Source organism: Streptacidiphilus jeojiense (genome assembly GCF_000719095.1).
Taxonomy (GTDB): Bacteria; Actinomycetota; Actinomycetes; order Streptomycetales; family Streptomycetaceae; genus Streptacidiphilus; species Streptacidiphilus jeojiensis.
This window is the reverse complement of record NZ_JOEH01000078.1, coordinates 1-1,428: the sequence shown is the minus strand read 5'-3', so window position 1 is coordinate 1,428 and position 1,428 is coordinate 1. Positions and strand designations below refer to the sequence as shown.

The window sequence follows — 1,428 nt, the reverse complement described above, 5'->3', positions numbered from 1 at the left end:
GGTTGCGTCCTGGGGAGTGGTGTACGGGTTTCCACCTGATCCGGGGGTTTGTCACCGGATCGGTTGGGAGCGCGCATAGTTGAACGGCCATCGGCTGATCTTCGAGGTGTCTAAGCCCGAAGGAGACCAGCACGATGACCGCACCCGACAGTCTGCCCCTGAACGCCCTGATCGAGGCGAACCTGGCCTCGGCGAGTCCTGACCTGCTGCGCGCGATGGTCAAGACGTTCGCCGACAGCCTCATGTCCGCGGAAGCCGACACCCTGTGCAACGCCGAGTACGGGCAGGTCAGCGACGAGCGCGTCAACCAGCGCAACGGCTATCGCCCACGCGAGTGGGACACCCGCGCGGGCACCGTCGACCTCGCGATTCCCAAGCTGCGGCAGGGCAGCTACTTCCCGTCCTGGCTGCTGGAACGCCGCCGCCGCGCCGAGCAGGCCCTGATCTCCGTGGTCGCCACCGCCTACCTGCTGGGGGTCTCCACCCGCCGCGTCGAGAAGCTCGCCCAGACCCTGGGCGTCACCCAGCTGTCCAAGTCGCAGGTCAGCGACATGGCCAAACACCTGGACGCCCGGGTGGCCGAGTTCCGCAACCGCCCCCTGGACCAGGGCCCCTACACCTTCGTGTGGCTGGACGCGCTGACCCAGAAGGTCCGCGAAGGCGGCCGCGTGGTCAACATCGCCTGCCTGGTCGCGGTCGGGGTCAACAACGAAGGCCAGCGTGAAGTGCTGGGCGTCGACGTGGCCACCGTCGAGGACGGGGCCGGTTGGACCGCGTTCCTGCGCTCCCTGGTCGCCCGCGGCCTGGGCGGGGTCAAGCTCGTGGTCTCCGACGCGCACGCCGGCCTGGTCGACGCCATCGGCGGTGTCCTGCCCGGCGCGAGCTGGCAGCGGTGCCGCACCCACTACGCCCGAAACCTGTTGTCGCTGGCCCCGAAGTCGGCCCAGCCCTGGGTCGCCACCTTGCTGCGGACCGTGTTCGAGCAGCCCGACGCCGAAGCCGTCCGCAAGCAGATGACCCAGGTCATTAGCTCCCTCCAGGAGAAGTTCCCCGCCGCCGGTGAGCACCTGGAGGCCGCCAGCGAGGACCTGCTGGCGTTCACGGTCTTCCCGCGCACGGTCTGGAAGAGCATCTGGAGCAACAACCCGCAAGAACGCCTGAACAAGGAGATCCGGCGCCGCACCGACGTCGTCGGCATCTTCCCCGACCGGCCCTCGGTCATCCGCCTGGTCGGCGCCGTCCTGGCCGAGCAGAGCGACGAATGGGCCGAACAACGCCGCTACATCGGCTCCGAAATCCTCGGCCGCTGCCGCCTGCACCCGATCGAGGGACAACCCACCGACACCACCGACCCGACCGCCCTCACCGCCTAACCTCACAACCAGATCACCGACTGGCCGTCAATACACCACGCCAGCAGACGTGACC

1 protein-coding gene is annotated in these 1,428 nt (G+C 68.6%); it reads left to right on the top strand.

The features are described from left to right. The first annotated feature begins 134 nt into the window (after positions 1-134). Positions 135-1,373, top strand: a complete 1,239-nt coding sequence (locus tag IF29_RS0141035; protein ID WP_030267619.1) for an IS256 family transposase — start codon at positions 135-137, stop codon at positions 1,371-1,373. Positions 1,374-1,428: the final 55 nt, after the last annotated feature.